Source organism: uncultured Pseudoalteromonas sp. (assembly GCF_963922945.1).
GTDB lineage: Bacteria > Pseudomonadota > Gammaproteobacteria > Enterobacterales > Alteromonadaceae > Pseudoalteromonas.
Genome location: NZ_CAWUKC010000042.1, coordinates 14849 through 31795 on the forward strand (window position 1 = coordinate 14849; position 16947 = coordinate 31795).

Annotated in this window: 13 protein-coding genes; 4 read left to right on the plus strand and 9 right to left on the minus strand. The window is 39.2% G+C overall.

What is annotated here, in order from left to right; translation table 11 throughout:
• Positions 1 to 170: 170 nt before the first annotated feature.
• Complete coding sequence (gene tyrS, locus AABI99_RS10510; protein ID WP_338365696.1) at positions 171 to 1370, plus strand: tyrosine--tRNA ligase; 1200 nt, start codon at positions 171 to 173, stop codon at positions 1368 to 1370.
• Positions 1371 to 1429: 59 nt separating this feature from the next.
• On the opposite strand, the gene ampE is transcribed toward tyrS, so the two are convergent.
• From ampE to folE2, 4 genes are all read right to left on the minus strand, one after another.
• On the minus strand, positions 1430 to 2374 hold the full coding sequence (gene ampE, locus AABI99_RS10515; protein ID WP_338365697.1) for a regulatory signaling modulator protein AmpE: 945 nt from the start codon (positions 2372 to 2374) through the stop codon (positions 1430 to 1432).
• Positions 2375 to 3082: a 5'-methylthioadenosine/S-adenosylhomocysteine nucleosidase gene (gene mtnN / locus AABI99_RS10520; protein WP_338365698.1), complete on the minus strand. Its 708-nt coding sequence runs from the start codon at positions 3080 to 3082 to the stop codon at positions 2375 to 2377.
• Between the two features lie 119 nt (positions 3083 to 3201).
• Positions 3202 to 3798, minus strand: coding sequence for a DUF2726 domain-containing protein (locus AABI99_RS10525; RefSeq protein WP_338365699.1), 597 nt, complete (start codon positions 3796 to 3798; stop codon positions 3202 to 3204).
• Between the two features lie 117 nt (positions 3799 to 3915).
• Positions 3916 to 4836, minus strand: a complete 921-nt coding sequence (folE2, locus tag AABI99_RS10530) for a GTP cyclohydrolase FolE2 (protein ID WP_338365700.1) — start codon at positions 4834 to 4836, stop codon at positions 3916 to 3918.
• A gap of 226 nt (positions 4837 to 5062) precedes the next feature.
• Between folE2 and arcB the strand changes: the two genes are divergently transcribed.
• Positions 5063 to 7381: an aerobic respiration two-component sensor histidine kinase ArcB gene (gene arcB, locus AABI99_RS10535; RefSeq protein WP_338365701.1), complete on the plus strand. Its 2319-nt coding sequence runs from the start codon at positions 5063 to 5065 to the stop codon at positions 7379 to 7381.
• Positions 7382 to 7395: 14 nt separating this feature from the next.
• Here the strand turns inward: arcB and arcA are convergent, their stop codons facing one another.
• From arcA to trmB, 4 genes are all read right to left on the minus strand, one after another.
• The gene (gene arcA, locus AABI99_RS10540; RefSeq protein WP_004587530.1) at positions 7396 to 8112 is read right to left on the minus strand and encodes a two-component system response regulator ArcA; all 717 of its coding nucleotides are present in this window, start codon (positions 8110 to 8112) and stop codon (positions 7396 to 7398) included.
• Positions 8113 to 8603: 491 nt separating this feature from the next.
• On the minus strand, positions 8604 to 10208 hold the full coding sequence (locus tag AABI99_RS10545) for a HAMP domain-containing sensor histidine kinase (protein ID WP_338365702.1): 1605 nt from the start codon (positions 10206 to 10208) through the stop codon (positions 8604 to 8606).
• 153 nt (positions 10209 to 10361) lie between these two features.
• Positions 10362 to 11387, minus strand: coding sequence for a methyltransferase (locus AABI99_RS10550; protein WP_338365703.1), 1026 nt, complete (start codon positions 11385 to 11387; stop codon positions 10362 to 10364).
• A 44-nt stretch (positions 11388 to 11431) separates the two neighbouring features.
• A complete protein-coding gene (trmB, locus tag AABI99_RS10555) occupies positions 11432 to 12157 on the minus strand; it encodes a tRNA (guanosine(46)-N7)-methyltransferase TrmB (protein ID WP_338365705.1) in 726 nt (241 codons plus the stop codon).
• A gap of 161 nt (positions 12158 to 12318) precedes the next feature.
• Between trmB and mutY the strand changes: the two genes are divergently transcribed.
• A complete protein-coding gene (gene mutY / locus AABI99_RS10560; RefSeq protein WP_338365706.1) occupies positions 12319 to 13380 on the plus strand; it encodes an A/G-specific adenine glycosylase in 1062 nt (353 codons plus the stop codon).
• 33 nt (positions 13381 to 13413) lie between these two features.
• Positions 13414 to 13686, plus strand: coding sequence for an oxidative damage protection protein (locus AABI99_RS10565; RefSeq protein WP_062570343.1), 273 nt, complete (start codon positions 13414 to 13416; stop codon positions 13684 to 13686).
• Between the two features lie 97 nt (positions 13687 to 13783).
• Here AABI99_RS10565 and AABI99_RS10570 read toward each other — a convergent pair whose 3' ends face one another.
• Positions 13784 to 16558, minus strand: a complete 2775-nt coding sequence (locus AABI99_RS10570) for an ATP-binding protein (RefSeq protein ID WP_338365709.1) — start codon at positions 16556 to 16558, stop codon at positions 13784 to 13786.
• Between the last annotated feature and the right edge of the window lie 389 nt (positions 16559 to 16947).

The following is a 16947-nucleotide window of genomic DNA, read 5'->3' on the forward strand; positions in this document are numbered from 1 at the left end:
GACTAAGCTTATTGGGTTTAGTTGCATTATTCGCATAAAAAATTGTTTTAATTAGGTAGAAATTTGTTATGTTAGCAACATAAGTGCTTTTGGTTTAAATCTGTTTTAAACCCTTATGTAGCAAGTCATCTAGTTGCCCCTTCGTTGGCAGAATTTTGGAGTAATACACAGTGGATTTACAAACCGCTCTAGCAGAGATAAAACGCGGTGCAGAAGAGATATTAATAGAAGACGAATTAGTTGAAAAACTCAAGTCGGGTAAAAAGTTAAAAATTAAAGCCGGTTTCGATCCTACCGCGCCAGATTTGCATTTAGGTCATACTGTACTAATTAACAAAATGAAGACCTTTCAAGATTTAGGTCATGAGGTTATTTTCTTAATTGGTGACTTTACTGGCATGATTGGCGACCCAACGGGCAAAAATGTAACGCGTAAACCACTGACTCGTGAAGATGTACTTGCTAATGCAGAGACTTATAAAGAGCAAGTGTTCAAAATTTTAGATCCTGCTAAAACAACGGTTGCCTTTAACTCACAATGGATGGAAAACCTCGGCGCCGCGGGTATGATCAAACTTGCTGCCAATCAAACTGTAGCGCGTATGCTAGAGCGTGACGACTTCAAAAAACGATATGGTAGTGGTCAGCCAATTGCTATTCACGAATTTTTATACCCATTAGTACAAGGTTGGGATTCAGTAGCACTGGAGTCAGATGTAGAGCTTGGCGGTACTGATCAGCGTTTTAACCTGCTAATGGGTCGTGAGCTGCAAAAAGTAGAAGGTCAAAAACCGCAAACAGTACTTATGATGCCATTACTTGAAGGTACGGACGGCGTTCAAAAAATGTCTAAGTCGCTAGGTAATTACATTGGCATTACAGATGCACCAAACGATATGTTTGGTAAAGTTATGTCGATTAGTGACGTATTAATGTGGCGCTACTACGATTTACTAAGCAGCTTATCAATTGAAGAAATAGCGGCTAAAAAGCAGCGCGTGGAGCAGGGCACTAACCCGCGTGATATTAAGATAGAACTGGCAAAAGAGCTAATTGCCCGTTTTCATAGTGAAGAAGCTGCACAAGCTGCGCACGATGATTTCATTAATCGCTTTCAGAAAAAAGCGCTACCAGATGAAATCCCAGAGCTGACAATCACTATTGCAGAAGATACGATTTTTATTGCTAACTTACTTAAAGAAGCCAACTTAGTGGCCAGCACTTCTGAAGCAATGCGTATGATTAAACAAGGCGCTGTAAAACTTAACGGTGAAGAGAAAATCACTGATACAAAGCTTGAGGTAGCAAAAGGCACGACTGCGATTTACCAAGTAGGTAAACGTAAGTTTGCTAATATTACCCTGGCGTAATTACAGCTAAATTAAAAAAACCAGCTTCGGCTGGTTTTTTTGTGCCCGTATCTTGGTTGTTAAATCAGCTTTAATCCCTCAATACTGATAATGACTAACAGCCAAAATGCACGCGCCTGATTTAATCTATTTATGATCTCGGGGACGTCTTCGGGTTTGGGCAGTCTTTCGGTGCCAATACGCATTTTATTAAATCGCGTACCAAAATAAATTGCAGGGCCGCCTAGCTGTACGCCAATAGAGGCTGAGCACACACTTAAAATCCACCCCGTATTTGTTTGATAAAAATGTCTGGCGTAGTGCTTTATGTAATGCATACTTTGTTTACTGGCTTTACTTGCAGCAATGGTTAATGCAAGTAAGCGCACGGGGATAAACTCGATTATAAACAAAAGTATTTGAAGTGGTCTTAAAAAGTGGCTACTAGGCGATATATCGGCGCGCCAAGCATGCTGTATCAAAGTGAGTAGTCGATACGCTAAAGCGGCAACAGGCCCAAGTAATAAAAATATAAATATCACAGTAAAGTAATTACGGGCAGTTCGTAAAATTAAGCTTTCAATTAAGGCTTTAATAATACCTGGGGCTGAGAGTTTGTTAACCTCTCGCGCAAGCAGTGGCTTTACAAGTTCACGCGCGGTAGATTTTTGGTTTTGCTTTACTAACTTTGCAATACGTAGGGCTTTTGTTTCAATCGCTTTGCTTTCGAGGCACAAATATAAAATAAGGCCTGCGAGCAGCTCAGGATAAAAGGCAAATTCAAGCAGTAACACAACTATAATAAGAATAACGCTTAAAGCTAGCGTACTGGCAAGGGTCGCGGCTAAATAAAGGTAGCTTTTAGGTTCACTTGGCTTATAAACCCGTTTTCCTATAGCACTAAATACAGCAGTTAATACTGTATTGGGGTGATACCAGCTTTTTAACGGGAAAAAGCGCTCAACAAGGAGCGCTACAATAAAGGCAATAAAGTCCAAATGATTTTGAACAATATTGCTTAGCATTTACAGCGTAACTTTTGTTAGTTTTTCTAGTAATGCAACAACCATTTTAGATGAGTTGATTGACGCCGTTTCTAGGTATTCTTCAAACGATTGCGGCGACTCTTTACCTGCAATATCAGACATTGAGCGAATAACCACAAAAGGCGTGTTTAGTGCATAACATGTTTGCGCAATTGAAGCACCTTCCATCTCTACTGCAAGCATAGTAGGAAAGTCGCTGCGTGCTTTATCAATTCGTACTGGGTCACACATAAATGAATCACCTGTACAAATTAAGCCAACTAAGGTTTTTACTTCGTTGATTTGGGCAATGGTTTGCTCGGCAGCTTCAACAAGTTTTGGGTGTGCGGCAAAGCCTGCAGGCATTTGTGGAACTTGACCAATTTCGTAGCCAAATGCAGTTACATCTACATCGTGATGGCGCACTTCTGAAGAAATAACCACATCACCAACATTTAATGACGGATCAAAACCACCGGCCGAGCCTGTGTTGATAACACAATCAGGATTAAAATTATCAATTAATAACGTAGTTGCAATGGTTGATGCCACTTTACCTATACCCGATTGCACAAGCGTTACTGTATTACCTGCTAACTCGCCTGTGTAAAAAGTAAAGCCTGCTTTAGTTAACACTTCTGGGTTTTGCATTGCTTCACGTAAAATTTTAACTTCTGGCTCCATTGCGCCAATAATACCAACATTCATAGTGTTTTATTCCTGAGTTTGAATACGTAGATTATACGTGAAGTTAGCAACAAAAAACAAAAAAGCGAGCTGTTTTACGGCTCGCTTTAAATACTTTTAGGAGAGTATTTAATTCTATTTTAAATTTCAGCTAACGCAGTGGTTTGCGCTTTGGCCTGAGAAGGTGACAACACGGCAGGTTTACTTGCTCTGTTACGAGCAGGTCGAGGCGATTGCATCGCTGCAGGCTTGCCTATTTTAAACATAATAGCATTACGTACCTCTGAAGGGCGGTAGCCTGATTTTACTTTCATTCGAATATGCGGAATGCCAGCGGACTCTAAAGCACCGTTTACAAACCAGTCACGTTGAGCTTTGTGACCATCTTTGTTCGCGTTATTAACCAAATCAACCGCTGCCACTATGGTCATTTTTTCTTTATCAACGAGTACAAAATCAAGTTGCTTATTTTTAGCTTTAGCTAAAGCTGCGCGTTTTGATTTAGCAGAGAGTCCTTGCTTACAGTCTATTACATCGATGAGTTTTACTCGGCTCACAATTTTGTATTGATCGCCAACCGCACGCTCTAAAAGATTTAAAAATGCACCCTCAACCTGTGTAAACACGGTTTGTTTGCGGGTAAATGGATACGGGTTTCCGCCATCATCATTAAATTTTGACGCAACAAAAGAGGCCCCAACCACTAATACTAAAATTGATAATAAAGCGAATTCCATACGGTAACTCCATAACAACAAATTGACACTGCTTGGATAAAGCAATTTACGTGCCTAAAAACTGATTGGTATGGTTAGTTACCGTTTGTGTTTAGTATTAATGTAACAGGGCGGGTATTAGGCTTTGTAACCGCCTTCAATGCCTTTAACGGCAATAGCAACGGCATCGTGAGCATGCAGAGACTCGTAATGATTAATTTGTAGCCAGTAGTCACTAAAGTTATCGTTTTCAAGAACGGCTTTAATTTTACGAGCTGCATCTTCACAAAACATTAAATTTTGACCGTTAAGACGGGCAAATTCTTGCTCATCCTCACGTTTTACTGCCGCTTGTACGGGCGTTTTAAGTTCGTCCTCTAATGTACCAATTAAATTTACTACATCAAACTCACTGATACTGCTATCTAATTTTACTTTAACGTTTGCAATGGAGCGTTGTGAGTGCGGTGTTGCAACAATACCTTGGGTTGTGCCCAACCACTCAAGAACGTCTTTTTGATTAAGCGTTTCTTGATCAAATTTTTCACTAAATGCGTTTTGAATGAGCTGACGAGCAAGCGCTGCAGAGCAAGGGCAAGTCGATGAATAAGTAACATCAACGTTTAACTCAAAGCTTATTACACCATGTTCAATCGTGCTTGTAAGCGTAATAGGGTAGCTTTTCCAGCCGGCTTTTCCACTTAACAGTGATTTACGACGCAGTGGTAATTCAAACTTAAATTCAATCTGGGCTTTATCACTTAACCCCTCGTGGCTTGTGATAAAAGTATCGAGTGCTTGAGTTAAAGTGTGCGGATTAACGTGTTGCTCTGTTGAGAGTAAATCAAGCGCTAAAAACAAGCGCGACATATGAATGCCTTTAGCATCCTCTTTATGTAAGTTTACAAACGCACGGGCTTTAGCGTTAACATTAACGGGTGTTAAATCCTTCGACTCAAAAATAAATGGCAGTTCTATTTCGCCCATACCAACCCAGTCTAACTTACCTGTTTGTAAGGCGGGAGCCGTATCTGCTATATCGGGCATGTTGGTTTGCATGTGCGCTACTCGTTATTTGTCATAATAAAGCGCAGCATTTTACACTAAATAATTTATTGCTGAAATGATGAGTTTAACAAGTAGGCAAAACTAAACATGAAAATTTTCTGTTTTTGTCGCACAACATGAATATAGCTAATGGAAAAATGCTAAGATCTGCTGCAAAATGCGTTTGACTATTAATAGGCACTTTTTGTTTATGCCTAGTAACGAGATACACTGACCTATGACCGATTCATCTTTGAGCCCCTGGGCTCGAGTACTTTCTAGTTTAATAACTCGCTTTGGTGAGTTAAAAACCGCAGGAATGTGCTATGCGCTTTTATTGGGCGTGTCACTTATACTATCGAGTATGTTTTATTATGTGGCTCTGGGTGAAGTTAACTTAGTTGATATTTTAGCTGTGGTCTTTTTTACTGCGGTTGTGTCTCCTTTTATGATCAGTATTTTACTAAATTCGATCAGGCAGTTAGATGCTTCATACGCCTATTTAGATAGCGCCACAAAACAAGAAAAACTGTTAAACCAAACATTAAAAGACAATATCAATCGTCTGAATGTTGAAATAGATGAACGTAAAATGGCGTTTCATGCTAAACACCGTGCCATTGAAGAGCTGCGCCGCGAAATAGCAGAGCGTAAAAAAACACAACAAGAACTTGCTCAGCAAGGTATGCTGCTCCGCTCTATTGTCGATTCTTCCCCCGATTTATTTTATTACCGCGATAACAACGGCGTGTTTGCCGGCTGTAATAAAATGTTTGAAGAGGTTATGGGCAAAACCAGTGCTGAATTAATTGGTAAAACAGTGGAGCAGATTTTCCCAAGCTACTTTTTAGCAGAGGTACTCAGAACCGATAAACAAGTAGAGCAAACACATCAAGCGCTGACAATTGATGTTGAATACATGGTTAATGGTGAAAACCGTTGGTTTGAGTTGCGTAAATTACCCTTTATTAACGATCAAGGTGACTACATAGGTTTGCTTGCATTTGGCCGTGATATAACCAGCCGTAAAGAAGCCGCACAAGCGCTTGAAACAGCTTATAAAGACAAAGGTAAGTTTATAGCAACGCTTAGCCATGAGCTGCGCACACCATTAAATGGCATTGTAGGCTTAACCCGAATGCTGCTTGATACCGAGCTTAATAAACAACAGCGTAGTTGGTGTAATACCGTATTCTCTAGCGCAGAAACATTAGGTAATATTTTTAACGATATTATTGATTTAGATAAAATAGACCGTGAGCAGTTAGATATAGCAACCGACTCCATTAATGTTTCAGACTTTATTAACGATGTAGTTAACTTTGCCGGTTTAATTGCTGAGCAAAAAGAGCTTGAATTTACAATTGAGCGAAACGGTACATTAGATGTTTACGCGCTATTAGATCCTACTCGCCTACGCCAAATAGTTTGGAATTTAATCAACAATGCCGTTAAATTTACCCAACAAGGTGAGGTAAAGCTTACGTGTAGCCGTGAAGAGCGAAATGATGGCCCATGGCTTGAACTTAAAATATCAGATACCGGGCAGGGGATCCCACAGGAGCAACTATCGCGCATATTTGATATGTACTATAAAGCGCCAGATGTAAGCGGTAAAAATGCAATTGGCTCAGGCATTGGTCTTGCTGTTACTAAAGCATTGGTGAGTGCAATGAAAGGCACTATTTCGGTTACCAGCACAGAGGGTGAGGGCAGCTGCTTTACAGTGCAAATACCGCTTAGCTTATGCGTAGCACCCACGGAGCAAAGTTACGCAGGTAGAGGTTTATATATTTTACTTGTAGAGGATGTGCCATTAAATGCCGAAATTGCGACTAACCTGTTAGAGCAGCGCGGCCACGAGGTGATTTGGGCTGAAACCGGTGAAGATGCACTTTCGTTTGTCGAAACTGAAGACGAGCTTGATTTAGTACTACTTGATATGCAACTTCCCGATATTAATGGTGATGAGGTTGCAAGACAAATACGTGCCGATAGCCATTTTGATAAATTACCTATTGTAGCGCTTACAGCGAATGTACGTAGTGCCGAAGAAGACTTAGAAGGTATTTCTGTACAGGGAGCACTTGCTAAGCCTATTAATACAATAAAGCTTGATAAAATGTTGGCAGATTTGTTCGATATCCAACAAAGCGATTCAGACGAGCCACTACTCACTGTAAGTAAAGAGGCGCTTGAGGGCATTAATGCAGATGTACTTGATGTTGAGACCATAGAAGACTTTGTAAACTCTATGGGGCTTGAAGTATTTAAGCGCAGTAGTGGTTTATTTGAAAAACTAAACCCGCAATATCAACAAGAATTACTAAGCGCGTTAAACGCAAGCGACAGGGAAGAGTACAAATCGGTGGCACACAAGCTTAAAGGGGCTGCAGGCTCTGTTGGGTTAAACGATGTGCAGCTACATGCTAAAAAGATGGAACACGGTGCGCTTGAAGAGTCAGATGAAGTATTAAATGAGTGGTTAGATTTATTGGCAGAAAAAATAAATGAAGGACAAAGTGCCCTTCATTCTTTTTTACAATTATTAGAGTAAGCGGTTTACTCTAATTAAGCGTCGATTTTACCAATGAAGCGGTAACCTTCACCATGGATGGTGCTGATCAGCTCAGAAGTAGAATTGTCACTTTCAAAGTGCTTACGGATACGACGAATTGTTACATCTACTGTACGGTCATTAGCGCGAAGCTCACGGCCAGTCATATGCTTAATAAGTTGTTCACGGCTAAAAATACGCCCTGGAGAATCAAGCATTAGACGAAGAGCACGGTATTCGCCTTTGGGTAGGCGCTTAGCATCACCATTTGGTGACGTTAAACAACGGCTGTTTTCGTCAAGTTCCCAACCATTGAATGTGATTACGCCGTTAGTCTCTAGCACTGATTCTTCACCACCAAGTGCTGTTCGAGTAATTAAGTTGCGAGCGCGTATAGTCAATTCACGAGGGTTAAACGGTTTAGTGATGTAATCATCAGCACCAATTTCTAAACCTAAAATACGATCAACATCGTTATCACGGCCGGTTAAGAAGATAAGACCGACTTTACGTTTTTGGCGTAATTCGCGTGCTAAAATTAGCCCGTTTTTGCCCGGTAGGTTGATGTCCATAACTACAAGATTAACGTCGTCGTTATTTGTAAGCTTGTCATGCATATCATCGCCATCAATGGCTTCAATAACTTTGTAACCTTCAGCTTCAAATAAACTAACGAGGTTTAGTCGAGTTACGTCTTCATCCTCTACGATTAGAATGACTGGCGTTTGCATTATTAATTAACCTTTTTGGAATATTTTATTTACAAAAAACCGAATATTAACTAAATAATTCGATTACTAGAGATTATAGGATTATACCCAAATGTTAACAAGAAAAAACACATTGGATAAAAATAAAACAGTAGGGGTGTTCCAAACTAACCAAAAGGCATTGTGCAAAAACTACTGTTTAGTGATATAAAACGGATGCAGTTTTTTGAATCATGAAAACGAAGCCATTTCCTTTAACAATTGATACATCCACCAATCGCTTAAAGGTACTAAAAATAATCGCGAAAATTCAAAACGGAATTATATCATTTTATAACCTTTCATCAATGTATGTGATACCGCAAAAACAATAAAGTTCAGAAATTGTATTGCCTAATTATTAGATCAAGTTAAATAATTAAACATGAAATATCACATGCACTCTCTATAAGGCCATTAAACGGTAATTCAAGTAAAAAGCGTAAATAAATACTCTTTTTTTAAACAATTTTTTATGGAATTGTAATGACAAAGCGCACGCCAGGTTTAGCATCTTGGTCATACAGTATATGTCCGCCGAGCGCTTGGGTTACCAAGTTGTAGACTAAATGCATGCCTAAACCACTAGCCCCTTGCCCTCGCTTAGAGGTTACAAATGGGTCAAATATCCTATTTTTGACATTTTTATCAACGCCTTGGCCATTGTCAGTGTAGGTTATTTTTATTTGTGGGCCTGTGACTTCTATATCAAACTTAATTTCGTTATTTTCGCTACTACTAAAGCCATGTATGGCTGAATTTAAAATTAGCTGCTGGAAAACCTGCTGTAGCGGTTCAGGTTTACTTTCAACGGTTAAATTACTCGGGCAATTAATTACAACATTAGGTTTAGATGCTATTAACTCTGATTGAAGCGAGACCAGTACATCAGATATTAGGTTGTGAATATTAACATGCGTTTTTATTCCGTCATCTTGAATGACTGCAACCTTTTTAAAGTTAGAAATAAGATCCGCTGCACGGTTGAGGTTTCGATAAATTAAATCGAGATTTTCAATCCCTTCGCCTATAAAGCGTTTTAACTGATTAGAGGTAAGCGACTTATTGTCAAAGCTTATTTGTATATCAGCTAGCTTATCGCGTAGTAATGTTGAGCCTGTAATACCTAGGCCAATGGGGGTATTAACCTCGTGGGCTACACCGGCTACCATTTGCCCTAATGAAGCCATTTTTTCGTTCTCTACTATTTGCTCTTGATATTGGTGCATTCGCTCAAGGGTTGAAAGCAGTTCTTGATTGGCTTCACGTAAAGCAATTGTTCTTTGATTTACCTTTTCTTCTAAGCCTTGGTTAAGCTGTTTTATTTCTAACTTGTCTTTTTCATGGCGCTCTATCTGCTTTTGAGTGCGGGTAAGCATGATATTTAAGCTATTTGATAAGGCTGTAACCTCTTTTACTTTGGTGGCGGGGGCGCGCACGTTGTAGTTATGATTTTTAGAAACGTCTTGCAACAATACACTTAAGTGTTCAATTGGGTTTGCGATACTTTTTTGTGTTTTTATTGCTATAAAATACACAAAGAACAAAATAAACAATGTGAGGAAAATATCTATAATCACTTTTTGTTTTATAAAGTCATCTAGGCTTCCTAGAGTGCCACGCATGTAAACGTGGCCAACCACTTGATCATTGTTTAATACAGGAGTTATCAGTTCAACATAGTCATTTGTAACTCTGGGCTCTTTGAGCTCTTCAATACTGTCTACACGCAAAGGAACAGGCGGGTTTTTTTTAGCATTAAAACTAATAAAAAACACAGGTTTTGCCGATGTTTGTTCAATAGCATAAATATGGATGTTTGTAACAAGAGGAATTTTATCAAATGACTTTAGGCGTTTTTCTTCTGTTTTTCTGTCGTCTTTAAGCAATGAGGCCGACGCGTCAAAAGCAACAATGTCAGAAAGGATCACAAGCTTATTTATGATCAGTTCTTTTTGTTCCTTTACGCTCATATAAGTAGAAATTGAAACAGAGAAAGTTAAACAAATAGCGGTAATAAGCATGATGGTGTTGATCAGCGCTTTTCGAATACTTTTTTGGTGAACTCTATTTGGCATTATTGCTTTATCGCCTAAGCATGAATATTTACATTTAGAATTTTAGTTTAGCAAAAACCGTAGAAAATGAAGGGAAATAGTGAAATTAATTCTGATATTTATTCAAAAGTTAGGCTGAGCTCATAAAATACCCAGCCTAAATGTCATATTTTTCTAGCTGCTGTAAACAGCGAATTTATTATTTTTGAATACAGTGTGAAAGTTGCCAAATTGGGCTTCTAAAATTGGCGGGTATTTTAAAAAGCTATTAGCCACTATGCTTAGCTTACCCGCCTTAGTTAAATGCTGCTTAGCATTTGATAAGAAGGACTCTGCAACTGTGTAGTCGGTTGCAATGCCGGTATGAAAAGGAGGGTTACTGACAATTAACTCAAACTTTCCGCTAATATTTTTTAAACCATCACTTAAAATAGTGCTGCCTTGAATATTGTTAAGCTTTAATGTTTGCTCAGTGGCATAAGTTGCCAGTGCACTTACATCACTACAAGTAAAAGTGAGTGCTGGGTTTTTAATGCCTAAGAAAGTGGCTATTAAGCCTGCACCACAACCAAAATCAAGCACATTGCCTTGCTTTGTCGTCGGTGCGTTTTCGAGTAACATTTTTGTACCTGCATCTAATGCGCCGTGGTTAAACACTCCTGGTACGCTGATAGCATCAAACTCTATACCTGCCACATTAACAGTAAATGTTTTGTGGTAGTGGCTTATGGTAAAGGTTGGGTTGCGCTGTAACTGCTCAAATGAGAACAAAATACAATGCTTAGCAGAGTCTATTTTATTGCTGTACTGCGCCTTACCAGCTAGTTGCTTTTCTATTGATTTAACGCCACTTTTATTTTCGCCTACCACAAGCAGCTGTGCTGTCTCGCTAATAACGGCGCGAATATTATCAAGTGCCATTAATACTTCTGGCTTTGATTTAGGGTAGTAAAGGATGACTAAATCGTAATCTTTGCCAGTAATTTCGTGGTTAACACATACGTTTATGCCACTTATTTTTCTAGCAAATTCGCCATTAGCATGGTTATAACTAAATGCGGTGATGGCACTTTGAGGGTTTAGCTGCTTTAGCTCTGCTAAAAAGCCATCTTGAACAAAGTTGACCACCAAGATAGATTTTCCCACTAGCTCTTCGCTATTACGAAGTAACAGTAAACTTGGGTTGGTTAATACGTTCATAAATGGCTTTGCCTTACAAATTATTGATTACTAAATGGGTATGATTATTTTGTGCGCTCAAACATTAAGTCCCACACTCCGTGACCTAAACGGTGGCCGCGCTGCTCAAACTTAGTTAGTGGGCGCGAATCCGGGCGCGGTACGTAGTCGTTGGTAGATGACTGGTTTTTATAGCCAGGCGCTGCTTGCATAACTTCTAGCATGTGCTCGGCGTAGTTTTCCCAATCAGTGGCCATATGAAAAACACCGCCAATTTTTAATTTTGAACGAAGTTTTTCAGCAAATTCAGTTTGCACTATACGGCGCTTATGATGGCGCTTTTTGTGCCATGGATCAGGAAAAAATAACTGCAGCGTTGTTAGGCTCTCATCGGCAAGACAGTCAGCAAGCACCTCTACTGCATCGTGTTCAAATACACGTAAATTTGTAACGCCGGCTTCATCTGCATCCATTAAACATGCGCCAACCCCTGGGCGATGCACTTCAATACCAATAAAGTTTAGGTGCGGGGCATTTTTTGCCATTTCAACTAATGACTTACCCATACCAAAACCAATTTCTAATACTACATCATTGTCATTGCCAAATACTTGGGCTAAGTCGAGTAGACCGTTTTTATGCTCAAGCCCCATTGTTGGCCAACACTTTTCTATTGCGGCAGCTTGGCCTTTAGTTAAGCGGCCTTCGCGTTTTACAAAACTGCGGACTGTACGGATATACTTACCTTCTTGCTTAGCTTGCTCAAGGTTATTGTTACTTGATTCACTCATAATATTGGCCTGACAAAAACACTGTGTTTAAAAATGGTTGCGTATTATCCCTGACCACGGCGCTAATCACAAGTATAAGCGTGTTACAGCAAGTTCATTGCTTGATCTTTTTATTAACTGCAATAGACTGAGCCGCTATTGAGCATGAGTATAAGTAGTATATGTTGGATTTAAATAAACCCCAGTCAGACAAATTTGCTAACCAAGTAGTTGACTGGTATCACCTTCATGGGCGTAAAACCCTTCCTTGGCAACTGAATAAAACCCCTTATAAAGTGTGGGTGTCGGAAGTAATGTTACAACAAACGCAAGTTGTTACGGTTATTCCATACTTTGAAAAGTTTATGGCAAGTTTCCCAGATATTATTGCTTTAGCAAATGCAGATGAAGATTTAGTACTGCACCACTGGACCGGCTTAGGGTATTACGCACGGGCACGTAATCTACATAAAACAGCCAAAATTGTGCGAGATAAATACCAAGGTGAATTTCCTACTACACTTGAAGAGGTTATGGATTTACCCGGAATAGGGCGCTCTACAGCCGGTGCAGTATTATCGTTATCGCTGGGGCAACATCATCCTATTTTAGATGGTAATGTTAAGCGAGTGCTTGCTCGTTATTTTATGGTTGAAGGGTGGTATGGGGTAAAAAAAGTAGAAAACCAACTTTGGCATTTGTCTAACCAGTTAACCCCTAAAAACAATGTGACTGAGTTTAACCAAGCCATGATGGATTTGGGCGCCAGTGTTTGCTCGCGCAGTCGCTTTGACTGTCAAGCGTGCCCGCTTAATAGCGATTGTGGCGCCTATAATGCTGGAAAGGTAAAAGAGTTTCCTCACTCTAAGCCTAAAAAAACGGTGCCTAAAAAAAGTTGTCATCAGTTAATTATTCAACATGATGAAAAGGTACTAATGGAAAAACGTCCGAGTAGTGGGATTTGGGGCGGTTTGTTTGGTTTCTTTGAATTTAACGAATACAGTGAGATGGTGTTATTTCTAAACCAGCAAAGCTTACAAGTCGAACTTGAAAAATTAAGTCCTTTTACTCATGTGTTTTCGCATTTTGAGCTAACAATAAATCCGTATGTGCTTCGCATTAATAACGTACCAGATGTAGTAAACGATAAGCAACTTGTGTGGTACCCGTTAGATCAATCAATTGAGGTCGGTTTAGCTGCACCAACTAAAAAGTTGGTTAAACAAATGAACTCAATAGGTTAAACTATTAGCATTTAGCGCTTAAGAGAGTCGATTATGGCACGTACAGTATTTTGTCAAAAGTTACAAAAAGAAGCCGAAGGGCTTGGGTTTCAGTTGTACCCTGGTGAACTAGGCGAGAAGATTTTTAATAATATTTCTAAAGAAGCCTGGGGACAGTGGCAGCATAAGCAAACTATGCTAATTAACGAAAAGCATTTAAATATGATGGACCCAGAGCATCGTACGTTTTTAGAAGAGCAAATGGTTGGCTTTTTGTTTGAGGGTAAAGACGTAGAAATTGAAGGCTATAGACCGCCTGAAAAGTAATTTTAGGTATAGTAACAATCCTCAAAATAGCTCACTTATTTAAGAGGATTGATATAAAAAAGGGCTGTTTATAAAGCCCTTTTTTTATAACTATATTTTAAAGCACTTGTTCATCTATGCTTGCTGAGCGCACCTGCTCTTTTAAAAACTGTGCGGCTTTGGAGTACTCTATTTCAAGCGTATCTCTTTGCGCTATTAGCTCATCAGTATCAAGCTCTGCATTTTTACACTTATCTTCAAACTCTTCAGCGCACTGTGCAACGGCTTCTGCACCAATGGTTTTAGAGATTGCCTTGAGCTGGTGGCAGGCATTACTGATCTCATCTCTGTCATTAACCATAACGCCTGAATTAATGCTCTTAATTAGGCCCTGACTTTGTTCTAAAAACATTTTGAAAAAGCGTATTTGCTTGGCTTCGTCGCCGTTTACATAAGTAGAAACGGCTTGCATATTTATAGGCATAGCTGGCTTTTGATGAATGACAACCGTTTGATCTTTATTATGCTTGTCATACCAACGCTTTAATGTGTCTTCTAATGCATTAAGCTCAATAGGCTTAGTGATAAAGTCATTAATACCTACAGCTAGGCAACGTTCTTTTTCACCTTTTAACGCATTAGCTGTAACTGCAATAATGTAAGGCTGGGCGTCTACGGAGTCTAATAGCTCGGCTTCATCGCGAATTTTTTCAACCATGTCGTAACCTGACATTTTAGGCATATGTAAGTCAGTTAATATGAGTGAGTAATTGTTTTTACGCCACATATCTAAGCCTTCTTCACCATTATTAGCTACTTCAACACCATAGCCTAGTATATGCAGCTGGTCGGTTAAAACTTGCTGATTAAGCAGGTTATCTTCGACTAATAAAATGAGCTTATTCGCATCGCGTGCTTGTTCAACATTTAAGTAATTGTTAAGTGTTTTTGTTTTTTTAATTTGCTTAGGTTGATGTAAGCCTGCAGCCACTAACAGCGACATCATAAAGTTAGATTTACAAAGCGGTGAGGCATTAATATAAAATATATTTTTATGATTTATGGCAGCTTCATCAAGTTTACTTAATACCACAACTTGTTGATTGTTATCTTCAAGAGAGTAAATAAGACGACGCAGTAAAGAGTTAACTTTTTCCATATCATCTATACCATCCACAACCCATATAATATCGTGGTGATCTTGTTGTTCTTCTATTTCTTGCTGATTGTGTACATAAGTAATTTTAGCGCCCATAAACGATAAATAACGGTACATTACTTTTTCGCGCTCTAAATGGTTACTAACGACTACTACATGCTTGCCATTGAGGGCGTTTTTATGGGCGTATTTAATTTTTCCTGAGGTACCAAATGGCAGCTCAACAGTAAATTCACTACCAATACCTGCATGACTAGTCACATTAATAGTACCAAGCATTAGCTCGGTTAAACTTTTACAAATAGAAAGGCCTAAACCAGTACCGCCATATTCGCGGGTAATTGAGTTTTCGGCTTGCACAAATGGGTTAAATATTTCTCTAAGTTGTGCTTGTGTCATACCTTTACCGTTATCGGTTACGCAAAAACGTAAGGTAAAATGATCTGCTGTATTGTGGGCTACTTCTACTGATATTTTTACGTGCCCTTGACGTTTTTCATCAGTAGTGGTGAATTTAATGGCATTACTACACAGGTTATATAGCACTTGGCGAACCCGAATTGTATCGCCGGTGAGATTAGTCGGAATATCCGGGGCAATAGAAAGTTCTAAATCTAGTTGGCGCTTTTTAGCGACCGATGAAAGCACGCGAGCGACTTCTTCAATCGTATCTGTGACCGAAAAAGGGGTAGGGTCAATATTTAGTTTACCTGCTTCAATTTTAGAAAAGTCTAAGATATCATCCAAAATACTCAATAATGAAAATGCTGACTCACGGATAATGGTACTTAAGCGGTGCTGTGCGCCGTCAAGCTCGGTTTGTCTTAGTAAGTCTATAGTGCCAATAACGCCGTTCATAGGCGTGCGGATCTCATGGCTCATAGTGGCTAAAAAGTTTGTTTTAGTCTCACTAGCACGTTGCGCTTTTAATGTAGCTTGCTCTAATGCAATTGTTCTTTGTTGTACCTCGCTCTCAAGGCCTGTTTGTAACCTTTGAAGCTCTTTTTGCGCAGATGCTTTTTCAGACATTACCGAGTTAACTTTATCAAGCAGTAAGTTAATATTTTCAGCTACGCCAGATAAACCTAAGTCTAGTTTTTCATTTACCTTACTCTCGTAATTGTCATTTTCAGTAATTGCCTGAAGTTCTTCGTTTAGTAAATGACTGCTTTTGCGTAAGCGCGTATTAATATAGGTGTTAAATAGTAGGGCTAATGCAAACAAGGAAAACACGCTTATAACTGCAATAATATAGGCTATAACTTGTGAGTCTTGCTGCGTTAATGGCGGCGCTGGTAATTGCTGTTTTATTATGAGTTCACCAATTGGTTGGTCGTTTAATAGCAATATATGGTGCAATACACCTTGTTCAGTTAAATGCTCATTTACTTTTTTAGATGCGATAGCGGGTTTAGTGCTGCTATATACCAATTGGGTTTCGGATGTGGCATTAAAACGATAAAGCGTATATTCAAACTCATCATCTAGCACTGAGGTTAGCTCAAGGAGCTGGCGAACCTTGTCTTGGCCATACATGGTAAGTGCATCTACCATTGGTAAATCTAGCTGCTCAGCAAGCTGAGTAATGCTTACTTTTTGTTTTACTGCTGGTGTAGGTTGTGTGTTTTGTGAATAAAACGCGAAGGCAACAATCGCAAGCGTTGTTACTGCGATATTAATAATTAAAAAAAGCGGCAGTAAGCCTTTTACCGGCGAGGAGAATTTACTCTGCATTGATTGTTCCCATTACTATTTGTTATCACGATAAGCCCTTATCGTATTTCCACAGTAATCGTATCATTTACATGAAATAATTCACTACGTTTTTAGTCTGGTTTAATTGATTAAATTAAGGTTTTTAGCAAAAAATTGTTGGATAAATAAACATTAGTATATAAAAGTGCACATTGTTGCTTGAAAACCGTTCAAACAGTTATAAAGAGTAAAAAAAAAAGTTGACTTGTAAGGGCAAAACTCGTTTAATACGCCGCACGCCCAGATAGCTCAGTAGTTAGAGTCTAGTGGGAGCTTAATTAAACATCTTACAGGTTTTTAATTAGCACTTTTAAAGTGCCTCGATAGCTCAGTTGGTAGAGCAGAGGATTGAAAATCCTCGTGTCCCT

Excerpts from the sequence above, each read along its gene's own strand:
- arcB (WP_338365701.1), top strand. The coding sequence starts at position 5,063 with ATGACCGATTCATCTTTGAGCCCCTGGGCTCGAGTACTTTCTAGTTTA.
- AABI99_RS10570 (WP_338365709.1), bottom strand. The coding sequence starts at position 16,558 with ATGCAGAGTAAATTCTCCTCGCCGGTAAAAGGCTTACTGCCGCTTTTT.
- AABI99_RS10545 (WP_338365702.1), bottom strand. The coding sequence starts at position 10,208 with ATGCCAAATAGAGTTCACCAAAAAAGTATTCGAAAAGCGCTGATCAAC.
- folE2 (WP_338365700.1), bottom strand. The coding sequence starts at position 4,836 with ATGCAAACCAACATGCCCGATATAGCAGATACGGCTCCCGCCTTACAA.
- trmB (WP_338365705.1), bottom strand. The coding sequence starts at position 12,157 with ATGAGTGAATCAAGTAACAATAACCTTGAGCAAGCTAAGCAAGAAGGT.
- AABI99_RS10550 (WP_338365703.1), bottom strand. The coding sequence starts at position 11,387 with ATGAACGTATTAACCAACCCAAGTTTACTGTTACTTCGTAATAGCGAA.
- AABI99_RS10525 (WP_338365699.1), bottom strand. The coding sequence starts at position 3,798 with ATGGAATTCGCTTTATTATCAATTTTAGTATTAGTGGTTGGGGCCTCT.
- mtnN (WP_338365698.1), bottom strand. The coding sequence starts at position 3,082 with ATGAATGTTGGTATTATTGGCGCAATGGAGCCAGAAGTTAAAATTTTA.
- arcA (WP_004587530.1), bottom strand. The coding sequence starts at position 8,112 with ATGCAAACGCCAGTCATTCTAATCGTAGAGGATGAAGACGTAACTCGA.
- AABI99_RS10565 (WP_062570343.1), top strand. The coding sequence starts at position 13,414 with ATGGCACGTACAGTATTTTGTCAAAAGTTACAAAAAGAAGCCGAAGGG.
- ampE (WP_338365697.1), bottom strand. The coding sequence starts at position 2,374 with ATGCTAAGCAATATTGTTCAAAATCATTTGGACTTTATTGCCTTTATT.
- mutY (WP_338365706.1), top strand. The coding sequence starts at position 12,319 with ATGTTGGATTTAAATAAACCCCAGTCAGACAAATTTGCTAACCAAGTA.